The 14,202-nt window shown below is 64.9% G+C and carries 17 protein-coding genes; 10 read left to right on the top strand and 7 right to left on the bottom strand.

Going from position 1 to position 14,202, the window contains the following annotated elements; translation table 11 throughout:
• Nucleotides 1–9 precede the first annotated feature (9 nt).
• From HBNXHr_RS03550 to HBNXHr_RS03540, 3 genes are all read left to right on the top strand, one after another.
• Complete coding sequence (locus tag HBNXHr_RS03550) at nt 10–291, top strand: hypothetical protein (protein WP_275739552.1); 282 nt, start codon at nt 10–12, stop codon at nt 289–291.
• A 91-nt stretch (nt 292–382) separates the two neighbouring features.
• Complete coding sequence (locus HBNXHr_RS03545) at nt 383–703, top strand: DUF5783 family protein (RefSeq protein ID WP_275883199.1); 321 nt, start codon at nt 383–385, stop codon at nt 701–703.
• Between the two features lie 50 nt (nt 704–753).
• The gene (locus HBNXHr_RS03540) at nt 754–1,119 is read left to right on the top strand and encodes a NifU family protein (RefSeq protein ID WP_275739548.1); all 366 of its coding nucleotides are present in this window, start codon (nt 754–756) and stop codon (nt 1,117–1,119) included.
• Here HBNXHr_RS03540 and HBNXHr_RS03535 read toward each other — a convergent pair.
• The gene (locus HBNXHr_RS03535) at nt 1,116–2,000 is read right to left on the bottom strand and encodes a ketopantoate reductase family protein (RefSeq protein ID WP_275883198.1); all 885 of its coding nucleotides are present in this window, start codon (nt 1,998–2,000) and stop codon (nt 1,116–1,118) included. The two genes, HBNXHr_RS03540 and HBNXHr_RS03535, sit on opposite strands and share 4 nt — an antisense overlap.
• Nucleotides 2,001–2,098: 98 nt before the next feature.
• On the opposite strand from HBNXHr_RS03535, the gene larC reads away from it, so the two are divergent.
• Complete coding sequence (gene larC, locus HBNXHr_RS03530; RefSeq protein WP_275883197.1) at nt 2,099–3,373, top strand: nickel pincer cofactor biosynthesis protein LarC; 1,275 nt, start codon at nt 2,099–2,101, stop codon at nt 3,371–3,373.
• 25 nt (nt 3,374–3,398) lie between these two features.
• Here the strand turns inward: larC and HBNXHr_RS03525 are convergent, their stop codons facing one another.
• Nucleotides 3,399–4,136 (bottom strand): hypothetical protein, encoded by a 738-nt coding sequence (locus HBNXHr_RS03525; RefSeq protein ID WP_275883196.1) that lies wholly within the window; start codon nt 4,134–4,136, stop codon nt 3,399–3,401.
• Nucleotides 4,137–4,235: 99 nt separating this feature from the next.
• Here HBNXHr_RS03525 and HBNXHr_RS03520 point away from each other — a divergent pair, with 99 nt between their 5' ends.
• The 5 genes from HBNXHr_RS03520 to HBNXHr_RS03500 all read left to right on the top strand — a co-directional run bounded on the left by HBNXHr_RS03520 (nt 4,236) and on the right by HBNXHr_RS03500 (nt 7,338).
• Nucleotides 4,236–4,472: a hypothetical protein gene (locus tag HBNXHr_RS03520; protein WP_275883195.1), complete on the top strand. Its 237-nt coding sequence runs from the start codon at nt 4,236–4,238 to the stop codon at nt 4,470–4,472.
• Nucleotides 4,469–4,822, top strand: coding sequence for a type II toxin-antitoxin system PemK/MazF family toxin (locus HBNXHr_RS03515; RefSeq protein WP_275883194.1), 354 nt, complete (start codon nt 4,469–4,471; stop codon nt 4,820–4,822). The genes HBNXHr_RS03520 and HBNXHr_RS03515 overlap by 4 nt, the downstream gene beginning before the upstream one ends.
• A 58-nt stretch (nt 4,823–4,880) precedes the next feature.
• Nucleotides 4,881–5,789 carry a hypothetical protein gene (locus HBNXHr_RS03510; protein WP_275883193.1) on the top strand — a complete coding sequence of 303 codons (909 nt, stop codon included), beginning with the start codon at nt 4,881–4,883 and terminating at the stop codon, nt 5,787–5,789.
• 77 nt (nt 5,790–5,866) lie between these two features.
• Nucleotides 5,867–6,550, top strand: coding sequence for a DNA repair and recombination protein RadB (radB, locus tag HBNXHr_RS03505; protein WP_275883192.1), 684 nt, complete (start codon nt 5,867–5,869; stop codon nt 6,548–6,550).
• A 53-nt stretch (nt 6,551–6,603) separates the two neighbouring features.
• Nucleotides 6,604–7,338 (top strand): class I SAM-dependent methyltransferase, encoded by a 735-nt coding sequence (locus tag HBNXHr_RS03500; protein ID WP_275883191.1) that lies wholly within the window; start codon nt 6,604–6,606, stop codon nt 7,336–7,338.
• A 126-nt stretch (nt 7,339–7,464) separates the two neighbouring features.
• Here HBNXHr_RS03500 and phoU read toward each other — a convergent pair whose 3' ends face one another.
• From phoU to HBNXHr_RS03475, 5 genes are all read right to left on the bottom strand, one after another.
• Nucleotides 7,465–8,145: a phosphate signaling complex protein PhoU gene (gene phoU, locus HBNXHr_RS03495; protein WP_275883190.1), complete on the bottom strand. Its 681-nt coding sequence runs from the start codon at nt 8,143–8,145 to the stop codon at nt 7,465–7,467.
• Between the two features lie 87 nt (nt 8,146–8,232).
• On the bottom strand, nt 8,233–9,096 hold the full coding sequence (gene pstB, locus HBNXHr_RS03490; RefSeq protein WP_275883189.1) for a phosphate ABC transporter ATP-binding protein PstB: 864 nt from the start codon (nt 9,094–9,096) through the stop codon (nt 8,233–8,235).
• Between the two features lie 2 nt (nt 9,097–9,098).
• On the bottom strand, nt 9,099–10,781 hold the full coding sequence (gene pstA / locus HBNXHr_RS03485; RefSeq protein ID WP_275883188.1) for a phosphate ABC transporter permease PstA: 1,683 nt from the start codon (nt 10,779–10,781) through the stop codon (nt 9,099–9,101).
• Nucleotides 10,781–11,785, bottom strand: coding sequence for a phosphate ABC transporter permease subunit PstC (pstC, locus tag HBNXHr_RS03480; RefSeq protein ID WP_275883187.1), 1,005 nt, complete (start codon nt 11,783–11,785; stop codon nt 10,781–10,783). The genes pstA and pstC overlap by 1 nt, the downstream gene beginning before the upstream one ends.
• A gap of 50 nt (nt 11,786–11,835) precedes the next feature.
• Nucleotides 11,836–12,828, bottom strand: coding sequence for a PstS family phosphate ABC transporter substrate-binding protein (locus HBNXHr_RS03475; RefSeq protein ID WP_275883186.1), 993 nt, complete (start codon nt 12,826–12,828; stop codon nt 11,836–11,838).
• A 357-nt stretch (nt 12,829–13,185) separates the two neighbouring features.
• Here HBNXHr_RS03475 and HBNXHr_RS03470 point away from each other — a divergent pair, with 357 nt between their 5' ends.
• Nucleotides 13,186–14,190 carry a PhoU domain-containing protein gene (locus HBNXHr_RS03470; RefSeq protein WP_275883185.1) on the top strand — a complete coding sequence of 335 codons (1,005 nt, stop codon included), beginning with the start codon at nt 13,186–13,188 and terminating at the stop codon, nt 14,188–14,190.
• The last annotated feature ends 12 nt before the right edge of the window (nt 14,191–14,202 follow it).

Genomic DNA, 14,202 nt, shown 5'->3' with positions numbered 1-14,202 from the left:
AACGAACTGATGGCCCCAGACACCACACCGGCGATCACCGACGACGATCGACTCTTACTCGGCGCGGGATTTGCCTTCGGCGTGATGACGACGCTCATCGTTCTGGTACTCGTTCTCGTCATGAACGGAACACTCGCCGCTGGCGAACTCGTGACGACATCGGACGGACTCATCGCAATCGCGGGGATCGTCTTCGCGGGGATTCTCGGGATCGCGCTGTACGTCCTCGCGTTCCCCGACAACCGGGCCAACATTCCGATCGCAGCCGACGACGAACGACCGCGAGAGTGACGCCTGCCCGGTCGAGCGACCCCGGGCGCGAACTCGACGAGTAGGCTGCCGGCGACGCCGGGTTTTTGCCCCGTTCCGAGAAAGGTCACACATGACCGACTTCGACCCGGACCGCTTCACCGACAAGTACGAGCACTACTTCACCGAACTCCAGCAGGCCTATCGCCGGGCGTTCGAAGCGATGTCCGAGCGCCACGACTCCGACCTGATCCACGGGATCGACCAGCGAATCCTCGCCGAAAGCGAGCCCTTCTACGAGGGTGACGGCGAGTTTCGGATCGACCTGCCTGACGATGCCAGTGATCGACTCCCCGACGTGGACGCCGACCGCCTGGAGACGGTCCTCGGGGAGTACACCGGCGAACTCGAAACCCAACTGCGCTCCGTCTTTGATTTCGAGGAGGCGCGGTAGTTGTCGGAGTCCAAAGGCCTAAAGCCACAGCTCGGCTACGTGAGGATACAATGAGCACAGAGTCACAGGAAGGGTCGTCCGATCTCGAACAGCGCGTCGTCAACTTCCTGCGGCGCAACTTCCCGCAGATCCAGATGCACGGCGGAAGCGCGGCCGTCCAGGATCTCGACGAGGAGGCTGGCGAAGTGACGATCATGCTCGGCGGGGCCTGCAGCGGGTGTGGCATCTCGCCGATGACGGTCCAGGCGATCAAGTCCCGCATGACAAAGGAAATCCCCGAGATCAACACCGTCCACGCCAACACCGGCATGGAGGGTGGCGGCATGGGCGGGATGGAGGAGTCTTCGAGTCCCGGCGACTCCCGCGGCGGCAGTCTGGACAGCGACGACGACGAAGGCCCGGCCGCCCCCTTCTAATTCCGCAGGTTTTGCTCCCGTTCCCAGCCCCGGAGGAGCGCCGCCAGTAGCTCGTTGGCTGGCGTTTCGACGTCGCTTTCGGCCACGTGGCCGTTGATCGCGTCGACCTCTGTCCGGCGGCCGGACTGGACATCACGATACATCGATGATTCGTTGTCGGCGGTCGCCTCGACGACGGATTCGAGCGCGGCGATTGCGTCGTCGTCAGCCAGGTCGACGCCCCGGGATCGCGCGACCCGGGCAGTCTCACGAGCGGCTCGGCGCGCGACGTCCGACAGCGGGCCGTCGCTGAGTGCGCCGTTCGGCACACGAGAGAGTGCTGTCGTCGCGTTGATGCCGGCGTTGACCGCAAGTTTTTCCCAGAGCCGCCGGGGCATGTCCGGCGCGACGGTCGTCTCGATCCCCGCCGCTTTGAACGCGTCGCCGATCCGATCTGCGAGCGCACTCCGTCCACCGTCCGGCGGGCCGAGGACCACCTCGCCGAGTCCGGTACATCGAACGCTCCCTGGTTCGTCCTGAATCGCGCCGTAAGTTACCGTGCCCGCGAGAATCTCGGTGTCGAGCGCCGCCAGTCGCTCCTCGTTGCCCATCCCGTTCTGCAGCGAGAGCACCGCGTCGCAGTCACACGCCGAGAGCGCCTCGACGGCCGCTGGCGTGTCGTGGGCTTTGACGGTCACGATCACTATATCGGTCGTGTCGGGAACGTTCGTCGAGGCACGGGGGTGAACCACGTCCTCGACCTTGCCTGTAAGCCGGAGGCCATCTTCCTGTACTGCGCGAGCGTGCTCCTCGCGGCCGACCAGCGTGACGGCGTGTTCGCGGGCGAGTAACCCGCCGATCAGACTCCCGAGGCTGCCCGCGCCGAAGACGACGACATCCATTGGTGGCGCTGGGGCCGGCGAAGACAAGTCAGTACCGGCGTCCGGCGGGGGCAGTCGATACACCAGCGCTTTTTGTCGCGCATCGCCTCCGCACGTGCATGGACACGCTCGCGTTCGACGGCCGGATGGGTGCCAGCGGCGACATGATCCTGGCGGCGCTGCTCGATGCCGGTGGGGATCCCGACGTGCTCGCGCCCGTCGAGGACGCCCTCGGCGTCGAGTACGTCGTCGGCCGGACGACGACGGGCGGGATCGATGCCGCGAACGTCGACGTTCGCTACGCGGACAACGCGGAGACCCAGCGCCACGAACACGAGCATGGAGCGGAACACGGCCACGACCACCATCACGATCACGCTACCGACGAACACGCTGCCGAAGGACACGGCCCGACGCGGCGCTACGACGAGGTCATCGATGTCGTCGAGAGGATGGCCCTGCCGGACGCGGTCGAAGAGCGCGCACTCGCGATCTTCGAGCGCCTGGGCAATGCCGAATCGGCAGTCCACGGCACCGACCTCGATGCGACGCACTTCCACGAGGTCGGGGCCGACGACGCCATCGCTGACGTCGTCGGCGCGAGTCTCTTGTTCGCGGATCTCGACCCGGACCGTATCGTCACGACCCCGCTGTCGACCGGCGACGGCGAGGTCGAGATGGCCCACGGAACCACAACTGTTCCCGCACCAGCCGTGGTCGAGATCGCTGCCGACGCCGACTATTCGATCCAGGGTGGCCCCGTCGAGCGGGAACTCCTGACGCCGACGGGCGCGGCGATCCTCGCCGAAGTCGCTGACGGCGTCGAGACGCTCCCAACCATGGACGTGCGGGCGTCGGGCTACGGCGCGGGCGATCACGAGACGGGCGACCGGGCGAACGCCCTCCGGGTGCTACTCGGCGAGACGGCAGGCGATCTCCGGCGAGAGTCGATCACGGTCCTCGAGACGAACGTCGACGACGTGAGTCCGGAGATGCTCGGTGGGCTCCAGGAGACATTGACCGAAGCGGGCGCGCGGGACGTCTCGATCCTCCCGGTGACGATGAAGAAATCCCGACCCGGCCATCTGATCAAGGTCGTGGTCAAGCCCGAGGACGCCGATCGCGTGGCCCGGCGACTGGCCGAGGAGACCGGCACGCTCGGCGTTCGTGAGCACGGGGCCGGGCATCGCTGGGTGGCCGAGCGCGAAACGCGGACGGTCGACATCGAACTCGACGCCGAGACCTACCCGGTCGACGTGAAGGTTGCCAGCGACCGCGAGGGGACGTGGCTCGACGCGAGTGCGGAATACGAGGACGCACTGGCAGTCGCGCGTGAGACGGATCGGCCAGTCAGAGAGATCATGGCCCGGGCCGAGCGCGCGCTCGACGAGTGAATTGGCCGCGGCGTTCCCAGGAGGGTCAGTCCTTCCCGACCTGATGCTCGGCGAGCGCCTCCTCGATGGTCAACTCGCCGGCGGCGACCCGGCGGGCCAGGTGTTCGTCGATGGCACGGTTCGTCTCGCTTTCCTCCCTGGAGCGTTCCTTGATTCGGTCGAGTTCTCCCGTAGTCGGGTCGATGTCGATCGAATCGACGCGCTCGCCCTCGATCCGGGCGATATTGACGGCCGCGAGCACGTCGCCCATCCCTCTCGCTCCCGTCCCGAGGTACGGCGTCGTCCCGGTCTCGTCGACCACTTCGACGGGCACGTCCTCGAGGGCGTCCACGATCCGCGAGCCGACGAGTCGCGCGCCGTCGCCGATCCGGACCAGCGGATCGGTCGCGTCTTCGACCTCACGGCGGACCACCTCGCCGACCTGATCGGGCGGCACCTGGAAGGCCCCGATCACCACGTCACCGGCGAGGACGGCGATTCCGGGTTTCTCGCCCGGATCGACGCCGACGACGATCCGCCCACCCTCGCCCCGCATGATTGCCAGGAGATCCTCGACGGCCCGTCGTGGCTCGGCGGGATCGGCCTCGACGACGGCGACATCGTCCGGGACGTCGATCGTCTCCTCGGGGCCCACGACAACCGCCTCAGTTCGCTCGGGGAGTTCCTCGTCGGGCTCGATCGTGGTGAACGTCACGCCGCGGTCGCGCAGCTCCGTGACCACGCCGTGATAGAGTTCGAAGTCCGCAGTGGCGACAACGATCACGGTGGAGTATTGCGGCCGACGTACTTGGTACGCTCGGTGCCTGTCGTCTCCAACCGCAACACGGGAAGATTCATACTGCCGTGGGTAATAGTGGGCACCATGAACGTGGACGCCGACGAACTTCAGACCAACGAAACGGACGACCGGGGGCGGATCTACCTCGGAACGGAATACGCGAACAAGCGGGTGACAGTCGCCGTCGTCGATGTCGAATCCGACGGCCCTGACGACGACGAACTGGCGGCCGCGTACCGCCAGGCGTCCGAAGGAGCAGCTGAACTCGCTGAAGAGTGGGACGAAACGTCGAAAGAGGCCTGGCAGGATCTCGATGAATGAGTGGTCCTCCCGAGGTTCGACGGGGGGATGTCGTGATCGGCAGACTCGATCCCGCCGAGGGCCACGAGATGAAGAAAACCCGACCCGCCGTCGTGGTCCAGAACGACGTTGGGAACGCGAATGCGAGTACGACGATCGTCGCGCCGGCGACTGGAACGTACCGGGGATACCCGTTTGAGGTACTCGTCGAGGCGAATGACTCTCCGTTCGAGAAGGACTCCTCGGTCCGGCTTGACCAGATTCGCGTCGTATCGATCGAGAAGCGGATCCACTCGGTACTCGGGAGCCTCGATACAGGGACGATGGTGGAGATCGACGACGCGCTGAAACTAAGTCTCGGACTCGACTGATATTACTGCTACCTCGAACGTTCGAAATAATTAACATATTGGAAGGACAGAGTCCGATATGGGCCCGTTCAGTCGCTCCGAACGAGGAGCGGATCTGGGATCCGCTCCCGGTGGGGCGGTCGCGGAGCGCGTCGACACGACGTACGCCCTCGCGGGAGGACTCTACGTGACTGCGCTCGTGACCCCAGCAGCTCTTGCCCTGGCCGTGCAGTCAGGGATCAGTGGGGCGGCAGCACTGTACGTAGCGTTTCTCGTCGTCGTGACCGTGACCACGATCGGGACGGCATTTGCCGTCCGTCGGTTGGGGGGCTTGCCCGAACGACTGGGGCGGTCACGCCGCCAGTGGGCGTTCGTCGTGGTGGCTGGGGTCACGGCGGCTGGATACCTCGTCGCCGGCGAGGTGAGTGCATTCCCCACCGAGATGGCAGTGATCGCCGTGTTCGCCGTCGCTTATATCGGCGGCCTGTTCGGTATCTTGCTGGCGGCGATGTCCCGAACACGGTACATCGACGCGATCCTCGCCGACGAACCGATCGAGTGCGAGTGGGAGGCGGGGTGGCCACGGCTGTGGCGGATCGGTGTCGTGGGGACTTCCCTGGCGATGATCGCTGTCGGGTTCCTCACGGCGTTTCTCGATCTGGTTCCCGGTGGCATCGCCGTGACAGTCTTCGGTTGGATCGCCTATGTCTCCGGCTTTGTCCTGCTGAACCTCGGGGAGTCCTGGACCTACCGTGCCAGACCGTCCGGACTGGAGCGCACGCGGTCCGTTATCCGTCGCCTCGACCGCTGGAATCGAATCACGAGTGTCGAACAGACCGAGACGACACTCACGATCAGACGCCGTGGCTGGTGGCGACCGCCGATTCACTGTGCTTGGACGGACCTCGAAGACCCCGAAGCCATCCGGGAGCATCTCGACCGATACGTTGCCGATGTGGACGGCGCTCGTGGCGTCGACGGGCAGTAACGGGTGCCAACCTCACTCGCTGTTCAGGGGCCGTCGATCCGCGGGGTTTTTGCACGGACCGCCAGTAGGACCGCGCAGTGAGCGAGCCAATTTCGACCGGCTGTGACGCCGTCGACGAGCTGCTCGGCGGGGGCCTCGAACGCGGTGCCGTCACGCAGATCTACGGGCAGCCGGCGGCCGGGAAGACCAACCTCGCGCTGGGGGCGGCCGTCGAGACGGCTGCAGCGGGGGAGTCAGCACTCTACCTCGACACCGAGGGCGTCTCGATCGACCGCTTGGAGCAACTCGCCGACGCCCGCGGCGATGTCGAGGACCTCGCCTCGCGGATCATCCTCACCGAGGCCCACACCTTCGAGGAACAACAGGAGGCAGTCCGCGACGCCGAGGAGTTCGGCGGCCAGGTCGATCTGATCGTGCTGGACAGCGCGACGGGCTTCTACCGGCTGGAGCGCACTGAACAGGAAGACGGCGAGGCGCTGCGGGCGGTCGCCCGCCAGATCACACATTTGCTGGCCCTGGCCCGTAAGCACGATCTTGCCGTCGCCTTTACCAATCAGGTGTTCAGCGATCCCGACGGCGATCGGGCACGGCCCCTGGGCGGCCACACGCTCAATCATTGGTCGTCGCTCGTCCTCCGGCTGGATCGCTTCCGCGGCGGCAAGCGCCGGGCCACCCTGGAGAAACACCACGCGAAGGCGACCGGCGACACGGCCCGTTTCCAGATTACGGACGCCGGTATGTCTGGCGTCGAGGACATCTGAACGGTGCCAATCGTTCCCGCCGGATTTTTCTGTGAACCGCCTGAGAACAGCGCATGGATCCCGACGAGGACGCCTACGGGCAGGCGATACGTGACTACCACGAGCGGGCGGAAGGGTTCGAAATCATCGAGCGCGACGACGGGCACGTCGCGCCGTCGGCGGGACCGGCGATGTACTTCAGCGACTACGACGAGTGGGGGACGGACGAACAGACTGCCCTCGATCATCTCCGTGGATCGGTCCTGGATATCGGGTGCGGTGCCGGTCGACACGGGCTGTACGCACAGCGACAGGGTCACGACGTGACCGGGATCGACGTCTCGCCGGGTGCGGTCGAGGTGAGTCGGGACCGCGGGCTCGACACGGTCGAGCAGTGTGACGTGATAGACGTCGCTGACGTGTTCGTCTCCGATGCGTTCGAGACGGTGCTGATGCTCGGAGCCAATTTCGGACTGGTCGGGACTGCCGAGACCGCGCCGGACATCCTGGATGGCCTGGCGACGGTCACGACGGAGGACGGTCGAATCCTCGCACAGAGCCGGGATCCACACGACACCGACGATCCACACCATCGGGAGTACCACGCGTTCAACCGGGACCGCGGCCGGTTCCCCGGTGCGCTCAGGATGCGGACGCGCTACAAAACCTTCGCGACGCCGTGGTTCGACTACCTGCTCGTCTCGCCGACGGAGATGGACGACGTTCTCGAAGCGACTGTCTGGACGCGAACGGAGACGTGGGCGGGCGACGGCGGGCTGTACACCGCGATACTAGAGAAGGAAAGATAGTGGACGAGCATACGCGGCGCGAAGCGCCGCGTTTCGCCGAGCGCCGACGGCGCTCGGCTGTTTTTGGCCGAGCTTTTTGCAAGCGGGGGTCGCCCGTGGCGACCCCCCGCAGTAAAAAGGTCGTCTCTAGTAGATCAGGGCGTCGTCGTTGTCGACCATGTACAGTGTCCGGGCGGCGATGTTGACGGCGTGGTCGCCGACGCGTTCGAGGTCCCGGACAGTGAGGAGGAGCCGTGAGACGTCACGCATGAGGGATTCGATCTCCTCGTCGGTGGTGTCCTCGTCGATCTCGCGTTCGATGAGGTTGCGCATGACCGTGTCGGAGGCGTCCTGACACATCGCGTCGACCTCGTCGTCGCGGTCGCCGATCGCATAACAGAGTTCGCTGTCCTCGTCAGTGTAGGCCGCCATGGCTTGTTCGTTCATCTCGACGACGATCTCGCCGATCGCCTGGACGTCGACGTCCGGTCCGTGATCCTGTTCGGCATCGATGGCGTACTCCCCAAGGTTGACGGCGAGGTCGGCGACCCGTTCGAGGTCGGTGATGATCTTGAAGCTGGCGGCGATGAACCGGAGGTCGCCGGCGACCGGCTGCTGGAGGGCCAGCAGGTTGACACAGTCGCGTTCGAGATCGAGATAGAGCTGGTTGATCTCGTCGTCGCCGTGGATGACTTCCTCGGCTAGTTCGTCGTCTTTCTTCTCCAGGGCGTCCAGTCCCGTCTGGAGGCGATCGAAGACGACCTCGCTCATGTAGAGGACGTCCTCCTGGAGTTCGTCGAGTTTCTCCTGATATCCTTCACGTGGCATGGTTGGTCGTGGGTGGTTCGGTCCTATATATGTTGGTCATGTTCGAACGATTCGCCGAAGATCCACGAGAGCCGATGGAATGATGCGTCATCCGAACTTGCCGGTGATGTAGTCCTCGACGCGCTGGCTCTCCGGGTTCTCGAAGATCTTGTCGGTGTCGTCGTATTCGACGAGTTCGCCGCCGGTGAGGAAGACGGCGGTCTGATCCGAAATCCGGGCCGCCTGCTGCATGTTGTGGGTGACGATGACGACAGTGTAGGACTCGGCGAGTTCCTCGATGAGGTCCTCGATCTTCGAGGTCGCGATGGGGTCCAGGGCGCTGGCGGGTTCGTCCATCAGGATGACCTCGGGGTCGACGGCGATGGCGCGCGCGATGCACAGTCGCTGTTGCTGGCCTCCGGAGAGGTCCAGCGCGGACTCGTCGAGTTGATCCTCGACCTCGTCCCACAACGCGGCGCGTTTCAGTGCCGTCTCGACCTTCTCGTCCAGGTTTTCGGTCTCGTCCTGGATGCGGAGGCCGTAGGCGACGTTGTCGTAGATGCTCTTCGGGAAGGGGTTGGGGTGCTGGAAGACCATCCCGATCTTCCGGCGGAGCGCGACGGGATCGACGTCGTCGTCGTAGACGTTCTTGCCCTCGAACAGCAGTTCGCCCTCGATCCGGGCCGTGTCGATGAGATCGTTCATCCGGTTGATCGAGCGCAGGAACGTCGACTTCCCACAGCCGGAGGGGCCGATCATCGCCGTCACCCGGTTCGAGAGGATCTCCATCGAAACGTCCTGTATCGCCTGGGTATCACTGTAGTAAACGTTCAGCCCGCGGGTCTCGATGACGGTGTGGCTCTCTCCCTGCGTGGCGTCGGATCCGTCGCCGAGGCCACCGCGGCCGGGCGCGGTCGAGACGAGTTGCTCGTCGTTCGATGCTGGGTCGGGTGAGGTGTTGTCTTGTGACATCGTCAGGCCTCCGTTTCGTACTTGTTTCGCAGCAGGATCGCCACCGAGTTCATCGTCAACAGGACGATCAACAGCGTGACGACGCCCGCCGCTGTCACGCCGTGCTGGAAGGCGTCCCCGGGGAGCGACGACCAGGTGTAGATCTGCCTCGGCATCGCGCTCACCGTCGAGAAGAAGCCGCTGGGCGGGTTCGAGGTACTCGTCGCGACGCCGACCATGATCAACGGTGCGGTCTCGCCGATCGCCCGCCCCAGTGCGAGGATCGTGCCCGTCAACATACCGGGCAACGCCTCCGGGATCACGACGCTCCGGACGGTCTGCCACTTCGTCGCACCCATCCCGTAGGACGCCTGCCGGAGCGAACCCGGGACGGCCCGGACGGCCTCCTGGGCCGAGATGATGACGATCGGCAGGATGAGCAACGAGAGGGTGAACGCCGCCGTCAGGACCGTCCCGACGCCGATGCCAGTGTAGGCGAAGGGGAGCGGGATCTCGATCCCGACGAGGGGGATCGACAGCGACTCCAGTCGCATGTTGACGAAGATGCCCAGCCCGAGCAACCCGTAGACGACCGAGGGGACGCCCGCGAGGTTGGAGATGTTGATCTGGATGATCCGGGTGATCCCGGCCAGCGGTCCGCTGGATGGGGCGTACTCCTCTAAGTAGATCGCCGCGCCGACGCCCAGCACGAAGGTGAGGACGGCGACCAGGACGATGACGAACACCGAGCCGACGATCGCCGGATAGAGACCGGCTTCAGCGGCCGTCCCTGTCACCGGGTCGCTGGTGAGGAACTGCCAGTCGAGCCACGGCTCCGGTCGGTGGAAGCCGAGCGCGTCGACGATCCCCCGGCCGAGGACGAACCCGCCAAGTAGTATCGCGGGCAGGGCGAAGGCGGTCCGACGGGTCCGGTCACGGACCGTGTTGGCGACCGCGACGACTACCGGGACGACGAAGACGACCAGTAGTGTCAGCCAGACGGTCCGCGAGACGACAGCCACTCGGTCGATCGCCGGGACGCCGGCGATCGCGACGAGCGGCAGCGCCACGGCGGCCCCGAGCGCGACCCGCCGGCCGTACTCGAACATCGACCGAAGGAGGAACGCGAGGATCGCCGCCCCGGGGAGCACGATCGAGACGAACACGATCCCGGGACCGCCCAGCAGGCCGCCGACCGTCGTCAACACCGGGAGGGCGAGCGTGCCGCCGATCGGACCGACCAGCAGGACGAAGAGAGCGGCGAGCCCGGTCCAGTTCGCGTCCACGTCGTACCGGCCGTAAGCGTACAGCGCCCCGACGGGCGCAAAGACCGTGAGGAAGTACGCGAACCAAACGTTCGGGCCGGCGATCACGAGCAGCACGATCACCGCCCCGACGGCCCCGAGCAGGCCGCCGACCGTCGCGCTGACCAGCTCGAGTGCGGCCTCGGCGACGACCGGACGCGTCCGTGCGTACCAGAGGAACGCGGCTGTCGGGACGACCAGCGTCGCCCCAAAGGTGAGATACCAGCCCGTGCCGGCGCTCCAGAGGCCGAAGGCGTCCCAGAACACGAACGTCAACAGCGACGCGAGCGCGATCAGTCCCAGCACCGACGCGCCGGCCGAGAGATACCGGAAGGCGATACCCCAGAGCCGATTCACCTCCCCGAACGCCGAGCCGTTCGACGCATTGGAGCCGACCGACATCACTCGTATTCCTCCCGGTAGCGTGCTGCGATACGGTCACTGAGTACGTTCATGGTCAAGGTAATGACGAACAGCGTCAGCCCGATCGCGTACATCGCGTCGTAGCTGACCGACCCGCCGGCGAGGTCCCCGCGGGCGATGTCGATCATCTTCGAGGTCATCGTCGCCATGCCCTCGGCGTACAGCCCGACGATGTCCGTCGGGGCGACATACGGGATTCCGAACGCCGATTCCGTGGCCGGCAGATCCAGCGGGCTCGTCCCGGCTGCGAGGGTGACAGCCATCGTCTCACCGATGGCCCGGGAGATCGCGAGGATGAACGCCGAGGTGATGCCCGAGATCGCCGCCGGGACCACGACCGTCGTCGAGACCTTGAACTTGGTCGCCCCGAGCCCGTAGCCCGCCTCCCGCAACGAGTCCGGCACCGCGGACATCGCGTCCTCGCTGATCGAGGAGACCATCGGGATGATGAGGATACCCACGACGATGGACGCCGAGAGCCCGTTGAACAGCCCGAGCGTCGGCAGTGCGAGGCCGAGCGTTCCGTTTACCCACTCGATGACGACGTTGAGCGCGGGCGTGATGTACACCAGCGCGAAGTACCCGTAGACGACCGTCGGGACGCCGGCCAGCACTTCGAGCAACGGTTTGAGTATCGATCGCACGCGCGGGCTGGCGTACTCGCTGAGGTAGATCGCCGTCAACACGCCCAACGGGAGCGCGACCACGGCCGCCCCGATCGTGATCAGAAAGGTCCCGGCCATCAGCGGGAGGACCCCGAAGACCTCCCGCTGGACGTTGAACGTCGGCCCCGTCAGGAACTCGACGGCGGAGTACTGAGAGAAGAAGCCGGCCGCGTCGATCGTCAACACGAGGATGATGCCGACCGTGGTCAGAATGGAGACGGCGGCGGAGACGAAGAACAGAGCATGATAGACCGATTCACGCGTCGTCCGCGTCTCGGGGCCGCCGGTCAGGTCCGGTGTGTTCCTTTCAGCACTCATCTATGATCTGTGATTTCCCAGGTATGAGTGAAAAGCGACTCGGAATGGTTCTACTGGACGGACTCGATGGCAGCGTTCAACTCGTCGAGTTGCGTCTCGCGTTCCTCTTCGGTGTTGGGGACGTAGCCGACCGTGTCGGCCACCAGCTCCTGGTTGGTGCTCTCCTCGACGAAGAACCGACAGAACTCGGCGACCTCCTCGCGCTCGAGGGCGCTCTCGGCGACGTAGGTGAACAACGGCCGCGACAGGGGCTGGTACTCGCCGGTCCTGGCGTTCTCGAGGGACGGCTCGATGCACCCGTCGCCGTTGTCGATCGAGACGGCCTTGACCACGTCCTGATTATCGGCGTAGTAGGCAAATCCGAAGTACCCGATGGCGTACTGGTCGCGCTGGACGCCCGCGAGGATCTCGTTGTCCCGCTCGGTCGCGGAGTAGTCCGAGGTGTGGTTTGTGTCCTCACCGACGATCACCTCCTTGAAGTAATCGAACGTGCCAGAGGTCCTCGCCGCGCCGAAGCGGTTGATCGGTTCGTTCGGCCAGGACGAGTCGACGTCGCGCCAGGTCTGGGCTCCGTCCTCCCGCCAGATCTGGGCGAGCTGGTCGACCGTCAAACACTCGACCCAGTCGTTGTCGCTGTTAACGATAACTGTCACCGCGTCGCTCGCCACCTTGATCTCGTGGGGAGTGACGTCGTTCTGGCTACACTGCTCGGACTCCCCGTTAGTGATCGGTCGCGAGGCGTTGTTGATGACCGAATTCCCGACACAGAAATGGTTGCTGAACCCGCCCCCGCTTCCAGTCCGATTGAGCGGAACACTCACCTCGGGATGATCGTTTTCGAACTGGTTGACAACCTCCACAGCCAGGGGATACACCGTGCTCGACCCGGTCATCCTGAACTCACCCGACAGTGAGTCCTCGCCGTCGGTCGTCGTCCCACCCTGTTCGGTACAGCCAGCAAGCGCTATCGAGCCGGCACTTGCCGTCCCGGCCCCGATCAGGAACTGTCGTCGCGACACGGCGCGATCTGACTTCCGTGACATTGTTCGAGAAAGCCGCCGAGACGAATAAGTACCCTACTATTAGTAGTATATAGACTATATATCCATATTTACCACCGTCCGTTTCCCGCCGTGGAAAACGGCAAGAACACCCAAACCGCCAGATTGGGTGGTCCTTCCGGATAGTACAATGTGAATGCAGGACGAGCGACCTGGCGACTGATCGGTTTCGTCGTTCGAATGGGTGCCAGGTGAATCGAGGCGGATTGAACGGTGTGTGGACAGGATCGGGGTTTACGGCCCCGAAACGCCGGATTCGGGTGTGTCTCTGGTCGCGACTCCGGAATATTATATATAGATTCGAAAGCGTTTATTGTGATACGGTCAATATAGGGTGATATGGAGACCCGCAAGGTTCAGGTCACCGGTGGCTCGACGTATACGGTCTCATTACCCAAGGAATGGGCGACGGAAAACGACGTCAGCGCGGGCAGCGTCGTGGAGTTCCACTCCGAGGAAGACATGCTGTTGCTCTCGCCCCAGGACGATCGCGAGCGGGCGGAGGGGAGCCTCGACGTGAGCGGGCTGACCGAGGAGACGGAGTTGACCCGCGCCGTGATGACGATGTACGTCAGCGGGTTCGACATCATCCGCCTGGAAGCCCCCCGGATCACCGCCACCCAGCGCCGGTACATCAGAAACGCCACCCAGGGACTCGTGGGCCTGGAAGTCATCGAGGAGACCGGCGACCGGGTCGTGCTCCAGGATCTGCTGGACTCCTCGGAGCTGTCGGTCAACAACGCGATCACCCGGATGCGGCTGGTCTCGCTAACCATGTCCGCCGACGCGGTGACCGCACTGGTCGAGAACGACGACGAACTCGCCGCCGACGTCATGGAACGGGACGACGACGTCGACCGGCTGTGGTATATGGTCTCACGGGTGTTCCGAACCGTGTTGCGAAATCCGACAGCGGCCAACGATATGGGCTTCCCCCGGGAGACCGTCTTCGATTATCAGTCCGGCGCACGCCAACTCGAACGTATCGCCGACCACGCCAACAAGATCGCCGACATCGCCACCGACATCGAGGCAGTCCCCGAGGAGGAGGCTGACGCGCTCGACGAACTCCGGGAGATCGCCATCTCCGTGCCCGAGACGGCGATGGACGCCCTGCTGGCCGACGATCCTGACGAGGCGGTCTCGCTGGCCAACGAGGCACGGGGGCGTATCCCCGAAGTCGACGAGAAAGCCCGAGAGGTCGACAGTCTGATCCGGCAGTTCGACGACCCCCAGCGCGCCCACCGACTCGGCCTGGTGGTCGACTCGTTGAGTCGGACCGCCGACTACGGGAGCAACATCGCCGAAAGCGCACTCCAGAAAGCAGTTCCTCAGCCGTCCTAACGGTGAGAGGAG

Origin of the sequence: Halorhabdus sp. BNX81, assembly GCF_029229925.1 — an archaeon.
Lineage (GTDB): Archaea > Halobacteriota > Halobacteria > Halobacteriales > Haloarculaceae > Halorhabdus.
This window is presented reverse-complemented; position numbering and strand designations above follow the sequence as displayed.

What these genes read in the sequence shown, in the direction of transcription:
- phoU (WP_275883190.1), bottom strand. Translation starts at nt 8,145, where the DNA reads ATGCCACGTGAAGGATATCAGGAGAAACTCGACGAACTCCAGGAGGAC.
- HBNXHr_RS03540 (WP_275739548.1), top strand. Translation starts at nt 754, where the DNA reads ATGAGCACAGAGTCACAGGAAGGGTCGTCCGATCTCGAACAGCGCGTC.
- HBNXHr_RS03470 (WP_275883185.1), top strand. Translation starts at nt 13,186, where the DNA reads ATGGAGACCCGCAAGGTTCAGGTCACCGGTGGCTCGACGTATACGGTC.
- HBNXHr_RS03535 (WP_275883198.1), bottom strand. Translation starts at nt 2,000, where the DNA reads ATGGATGTCGTCGTCTTCGGCGCGGGCAGCCTCGGGAGTCTGATCGGC.
- pstA (WP_275883188.1), bottom strand. Translation starts at nt 10,781, where the DNA reads ATGTCGGTCGGCTCCAATGCGTCGAACGGCTCGGCGTTCGGGGAGGTG.
- larC (WP_275883197.1), top strand. Translation starts at nt 2,099, where the DNA reads ATGGACACGCTCGCGTTCGACGGCCGGATGGGTGCCAGCGGCGACATG.
- HBNXHr_RS03515 (WP_275883194.1), top strand. Translation starts at nt 4,469, where the DNA reads ATGAGTGGTCCTCCCGAGGTTCGACGGGGGGATGTCGTGATCGGCAGA.
- HBNXHr_RS03520 (WP_275883195.1), top strand. Translation starts at nt 4,236, where the DNA reads ATGAACGTGGACGCCGACGAACTTCAGACCAACGAAACGGACGACCGG.
- HBNXHr_RS03550 (WP_275739552.1), top strand. Translation starts at nt 10, where the DNA reads ATGGCCCCAGACACCACACCGGCGATCACCGACGACGATCGACTCTTA.
- pstB (WP_275883189.1), bottom strand. Translation starts at nt 9,096, where the DNA reads ATGTCACAAGACAACACCTCACCCGACCCAGCATCGAACGACGAGCAA.
- HBNXHr_RS03500 (WP_275883191.1), top strand. Translation starts at nt 6,604, where the DNA reads ATGGATCCCGACGAGGACGCCTACGGGCAGGCGATACGTGACTACCAC.
- HBNXHr_RS03510 (WP_275883193.1), top strand. Translation starts at nt 4,881, where the DNA reads ATGGGCCCGTTCAGTCGCTCCGAACGAGGAGCGGATCTGGGATCCGCT.
- HBNXHr_RS03475 (WP_275883186.1), bottom strand. Translation starts at nt 12,828, where the DNA reads ATGTCACGGAAGTCAGATCGCGCCGTGTCGCGACGACAGTTCCTGATC.
- pstC (WP_275883187.1), bottom strand. Translation starts at nt 11,785, where the DNA reads ATGAGTGCTGAAAGGAACACACCGGACCTGACCGGCGGCCCCGAGACG.
- HBNXHr_RS03545 (WP_275883199.1), top strand. Translation starts at nt 383, where the DNA reads ATGACCGACTTCGACCCGGACCGCTTCACCGACAAGTACGAGCACTAC.